This is a genomic window from Pseudomonas sp. FA-1 (assembly GCF_056856075.1).
On record NZ_JBWXTH010000005.1, the window covers coordinates 68,913 to 74,163 of the forward strand.

Genomic DNA, 5,251 nt, shown 5'->3' on the forward strand with positions numbered 1-5,251 from the left:
ACCTACGGACTCATAGCTCAGCTGGATAGAGTACTCGGCTACGAACCGAGCGGTCGGAGGTTCGAATCCTCCTGAGTCCGCCACACCCAAAAGCCCGCTCATTGAGCGGGCTTTTTCTTTTCTGCCGTTTCACTGATTTGTCAGTGATGTCGAACTAAGCTCAGCGGTGATGGTTGCATGCGCCGCCAGGCATCCTGCATGAAGCGATGTGTTTTTTCGCGCCGTGCCGCCGTCGCACTGATGGCTTCGAGCATTGTCATAGCTTTAACGCGCAAACGATTGTTCTGGCCAAAATTTTAAGCGATCTGACAGCTGATGCAGTGTATGATTGCGCCCGTCAGCCCCGCCGGGGCTTGTGGAATACCACCATGGACTTACCCAGTAGTTACTCGATAACACGATTTGCCAAGCTAGATCTGACCGATTGATTCTCCCGGCGTGCTCCGCTGCTGGGAGTGGAGTTCGCCTATGACCGAAGTCGAAGTAAAGAAAGCCCAAGAGAGCCTGCAGGATCGCCTGGCCCAGGTAATCGAACTGTTGCAGCGCCAACGGGTGGTCGAGGACCTGACCCATCGTCAGGAAGGTCACCATCACGACCTGGTGGAAAACCTTGTCCACCGCCAGAACCTGGTCGAGCTGCAGCGTAAGCTCGACGATCTGCACCCTGCCGACATCGCCTATATCCTTGAAGCCCTGCCGTTGGACGACCGCCTGACGGTCTGGCAGCTGGTGCGTTCCGAGCGCGACGGCGATATCCTGCTGGAAGTGTCCGACGCCGTTCGCCAGACGCTGATCGCCGACATGGACGATCACGAACTGCTCGCCGCCGCCAAGGAAATGGATGCCGACGAGCTGGCTGACCTGGCACCGGAACTGCCGCGAGACGTCATCCATGAGCTGATGGAAAGCCTCGATGCCCAGCAGCGCGAGCGAGTCCGTTCGGCCCTGAGCTACGACGAAGAGCAGGTCGGTGCGCTGATGGACTTCGAGATGGTGACTATCCGTGAGGACGTCAGCCTGGAAGTGGTATTGCGTTACCTGCGGCGGCTCAAGGAGCTGCCTGGCCACACCGACAAGCTGTTCGTGGTCGACTACGACGGTATCCTCAAGGGCGTATTGCCCATCAAGCGTCTGCTGGTCAACGACCCCGAGAAGAAAGTCGCCGAGGTCATGGCCAACGACCCGGTCACTTTCCACCCCGAGGAAGATGCTTACGATGCTGCCCAGGCGTTCGAGCGCTATGACCTGGTTTCCGCGCCGGTGGTCGACAAGAGCGATCGCCTGATCGGCCGTTTGACCATCGATGAGATGGTCGACCTGATTCGCGAGGAGAGTGAGAGCGAAGTGCTCAACATGGCAGGCTTGCGCGAGGAAGAGGACATCTTCGCCTCGGTCTGGCGTTCGCTGCGCAACCGTTGGGCCTGGCTGGCCATCAACCTGATCACTGCCTTCGTGGCGTCCCGGGTGATCGGCCTGTTCGAAGGCTCCATCGAGAAACTGGTCGCCCTGGCGGCGTTGATGCCGATCGTGGCGGGTATTGGTGGCAACTCGGGTAACCAGACCATCACCATGATCGTCCGCGCCATGGCTCTGGACCAAGTATCGCCCGGCAATACCAGCCGCCTGATGCGCAAGGAATTGGCGGTGTCGTTGCTCAATGGTCTGATTTGGGGTGGGGTGATCGGCGCCGTGGCCTTCTGGTTGTATGGCAGTTGGTCGCTGGGCCTGGTAATGACCGCCGCGATGACCCTGAACCTGCTGTTGGCCGCGTTGATGGGGGTGTTGATTCCGATGACGCTGACGCGTCTGGGGCGCGACCCGGCGATGGGGTCGAGTGTGATGATCACCGCCGTGACCGACAGCGGTGGTTTCTTCATCTTCCTGGGGTTGGCTACGCTGTTCCTGCTCTAACCGGCGGTCTCCTGTATGGAGCGGCACAAAGCCGTTCCAGAATGTTTCGGCACAAAAAAAGCCAGCATCAGCTGGCTTTTTTTTGTGGTGCAGGCCTCAGGAAGCGTCTGCGGCCATTTCCACGTCGTGGGCGATCAGGGCAACCAGCGCGTTCTGCTGGCGGTGGGAGAGTTGGCGGAAGCGTTGCAGCAGCTCCCGCTCGTGCAGGCTCAGCTCAGGGCTGTCCAGGCGCATGCTGAGCTCGTCGCCCAATGCACCTTCCTGGATAAGGCTTTGCTCCAGGCGTGCAATGATCTCGGAGTTCATGCTGCGATGGTGGTTGCGCGCTACCTCGGCAATGCGCTCACGCATTCCGTCTGGCAGGCGGACGACGAACTTGTCAGCGGTGCGGCTTGAATAGATAGCCTGTTTCATTGGGCGCATATACATTGACCGGTTTTTCTGGTTCAGGGGAAGCGGTTCTCAAATTGGCCGCACGGTGGTGGTGGTACGACCGTGGCGACATCAAAATGTTCAACCGGGATCTCATTTAGGTGCTCATCTTGCCCTAAGGCCGGCGTTTCCTTGGCGTCAATTCTGTGACAAATAGTGATCTGAATAAAGGCTTTTTGCCAGTACCAATTATCAGAAATGAGCACTGGTTGGAAAAGTTTTACCTTTTTCGCCTCACCACGCTGTCCGCTGATTGCCGTCAAAAGCTGTTAAAAATCAGCAAAGGCCATGGAAAATCCCTAAAATACGCAGGTTCCCTCACTTGAGCATAGTGGCTATGCGACATGACGCAAGCGGCACGCTTCACACGGCAGGTCGCCTGATATTTCTGATTGGACCTTCCGGATCAGGAAAAGATTCCCTGATCGATGCAGCGCGAGCGCAATTGCTGGCCCACGGCATCGAAATCGCCAGGCGCGTGATTACGCGTTCGGCCGAATCCAAGGGGGAGGCGGCTCACGGAGTGAGCCTTGAGCAGTTCGAGGCAATGCGCGAGGCGGGCGCGTTTGCGATGCATTGGCAGGCCAATGCGCTGCAGTACGGTATCCCTGCGCAAGTCGATGAATGGTTGGCGGCCGGTCGCCATGTGCTGGTGAATGGTTCTCGCGGTTACCTGCCCGAGGCGCGGCGACGTTATCCCGGCCTGCTGGCGATTCGGCTGGACGTCGCGCCGCAGGTATTGAGGCTGCGCCTGCTTGCCAGAGGGCGAGAAACAGTCGAGGAGATCGAGCAGCGGCTCGAGCGCAATGCACGGTTGCAGCGTCACGACGCACCGGATGTGCATGTGTTGGATAATTCGCTTTCGCTGACCACTACCGTGGGCGCATTGCTTGAACTCCTGGCCGACGAGGGGGTGATCGCCAGGGCTGCCCACGTACCGGGTGGTTAGCGGTGGCGCGATGAGCCCTGGAAATGCCGAAAAGGATTACAGGTAAAACATGGATTGAGGCATGACAAACGGTCGGTCGCTGGTTAAGATGCTCGCCGTCTCGCATGCAGCCCTGCCTGCGAGGCGTCACATCAAGCTCCCACGCACGGCATGTCCAGTGGGAATCGCACTATCCGTCCTCGTAGTTTAATGGATAGAACGGGGCCCTCCTAAGGCCTTGGTGCAGGTTCGATTCCTGCCGGGGACGCCATCTTCGTTGTTTTACGTCTGGCTAGTTTCCAATTCATATCGGCATGCCCGTTTATGTGTACCGTTAGCGGGAGTCGTAAATATCCCTTGCTATCGCGTGCGTTTATTTAGGTCGAAAAGTCGCCCGTCCCTGGGCATTGTTTGAATACCATCTTTTTAAAAGCCTGAGCAAGTCGGTTTTCTAATGTGCCCTTCGATGGGTCGTTAAAATGCGAGCCACGTCGCAATCGTTCCGTTCGTGAAACGGACTGTTCCTTTTCGGTGGTGTGCGATCGCCTTCCTGATTAATTCTTAAGTTAGTTATACCGTTCCGATTAACGCCAAGCGAGTGTCGCTTTCGCTTGCCACTTGTGCTTTGTCGCCTTCAGGCTGCAGAGGGCTCACTGTTCGCGTTGATCGAACACAAAGGTTTTTCACATAGGCCCTTGACGTTTTATCCCGCATGCACTTTCTTATGCGGTATGGAAGTGTGAAGTGAAGGCTGGATATATATAGAAGCGATTAGTCCTATATATAACTGGCTCTATCCGGCTTTCGGCAGGAGGGAAGGGGCGATTGAGTACTGGTGGTGTCGGAAACTATTGATCTTTTTTTAATTACTCAAGGCGTGCGGGTCCTGGCAGGCCATTCTTTTTTCGCCTGCACGTGATTCGTTGTATGGTCTGGTTTTATATACAAGCGACTGTTTGAACGTTTCAGTGCGGGGCGTCAGTGTGTCCGGCTGCCGGAAGTTTGGTTGGTTCGGGTGCCGATTCGTCAGAGGATTTCCGCAACGGGCACAGGATAAAAGCTTATTCCCGGTGCGGTCTTTCCCGCTTGAGGGTTCGCAATGGATGCCGATTGGCCCTTTGCCAAGTCGCGTCAATACAAGGAGAAGTTTGAATGTCGATTCAAGCGAAAGTGATTGCTTCCACCCAACCCTCTCACACCCTCGCGGATGCTCCGGCAGTTGCGGTGGACGGCCAGCTCACCCTCACCCAGAGCAGTAATGTTGCACTCGGGCTTTCACCGGACGCGGTAGCCGAATACTCCCGTCAAGGTCCCGATCTTGTGGTGCATCTGAAAAATGGCGAAACCGTGCGTATCGCCAACTTCTATGCCGAAGGCCAGGCACCCAGCGAATTGTTCCTGGTGGGCGAGGACGACAAGCTGGTGGCGGTCGACCTTGCCGCCGCAGAAACCGACGGAGTCGTCGCGGCCACCTATGTGCCCCAGGACGGTATGGCTGGTTTTGAGTCCTTGACGGCAGCCTCCGGCGTCGCCGGCGTCTCCGGCGGGGCACTGCTCGCCAGCGTGGCTATCGTTGGCGGCGGTATCGCTCTTGCCAGTAACGGCGGGGGTGGCGGCGGTGGCAGCGACGGTGGTTCCACACCAGACACAGTCGCGCCCGGCCGACCGACGATCAACCCCAGCAACGGCTCGAGCTTCAGCGGCACCGCAGAACCGAACAGCACGGTGATTCTCACCGACGGCAACGGCAACCCCATCGGCCAGACCACTGCCGATGCCAATGGCAACTGGACCTTCAAACCCGGTACACCGCTGCCGGATGGTACGGTGGTCAATGTGGTGGCCCAGGACGCCGCCGGTAACACCAGCCCAGGCGCAACGATCACCGTCGATGCCGTCGCCCCTGACGCGCCGGTGGTCAACCCAACCAATGGCAGCACCATCAGCGGCACCGCTGAGCCAGGCAGCACCGTGATCATC

5 protein-coding genes and 2 tRNA genes are annotated in these 5,251 nt (G+C 57.9%); 5 read left to right on the plus strand and 2 right to left on the minus strand.

Annotated elements, in window-relative coordinates; genetic code table 11:
• Positions 1-6 precede the first annotated feature (6 nt).
• A tRNA-Arg gene (locus AC1MHZ_RS11010) sits at positions 7-83 on the plus strand.
• A gap of 385 nt (positions 84-468) precedes the next feature.
• Entirely contained in the window at positions 469-1,911 is a 1,443-nt protein-coding gene (gene mgtE, locus AC1MHZ_RS11015) for a magnesium transporter (protein WP_084858280.1), read from the plus strand.
• 96 nt (positions 1,912-2,007) lie between these two features.
• Here the strand turns inward: mgtE and AC1MHZ_RS11020 are convergent, their stop codons facing one another.
• Together AC1MHZ_RS11020 and AC1MHZ_RS11025 are read right to left on the minus strand one after the other, a co-directional pair.
• Entirely contained in the window at positions 2,008-2,334 is a 327-nt protein-coding gene (locus tag AC1MHZ_RS11020; RefSeq protein ID WP_003254499.1) for an Arc family DNA-binding protein, read from the minus strand.
• A gap of 23 nt (positions 2,335-2,357) precedes the next feature.
• Positions 2,358-2,606, minus strand: a complete 249-nt coding sequence (locus AC1MHZ_RS11025; protein ID WP_324811716.1) for a hypothetical protein — start codon at positions 2,604-2,606, stop codon at positions 2,358-2,360.
• Positions 2,607-2,680: 74 nt separating this feature from the next.
• On the opposite strand from AC1MHZ_RS11025, the gene phnN reads away from it, so the two are divergent.
• From phnN to AC1MHZ_RS11040, 3 genes are all read left to right on the plus strand, one after another.
• Complete coding sequence (gene phnN / locus AC1MHZ_RS11030) at positions 2,681-3,292, plus strand: phosphonate metabolism protein/1,5-bisphosphokinase (PRPP-forming) PhnN (RefSeq protein ID WP_368830193.1); 612 nt, start codon at positions 2,681-2,683, stop codon at positions 3,290-3,292.
• 175 nt (positions 3,293-3,467) lie between these two features.
• Positions 3,468-3,542, plus strand: a tRNA-Arg gene (locus AC1MHZ_RS11035).
• Between the two features lie 881 nt (positions 3,543-4,423).
• Positions 4,424-5,251, plus strand: an 828-nt coding sequence (locus AC1MHZ_RS11040; RefSeq protein ID WP_482966345.1) for an Ig-like domain-containing protein, incomplete at its 3' end; no start/stop codon positions are given.

Bases quoted from the DNA above. Each gene is read 5' to 3' on its own strand.
- phnN (WP_368830193.1), top strand. From the start codon at position 2,681: ATGCGACATGACGCAAGCGGCACGCTTCACACGGCAGGTCGCCTGATA.
- AC1MHZ_RS11020 (WP_003254499.1), bottom strand. From the start codon at position 2,334: ATGCGCCCAATGAAACAGGCTATCTATTCAAGCCGCACCGCTGACAAG.
- mgtE (WP_084858280.1), top strand. From the start codon at position 469: ATGACCGAAGTCGAAGTAAAGAAAGCCCAAGAGAGCCTGCAGGATCGC.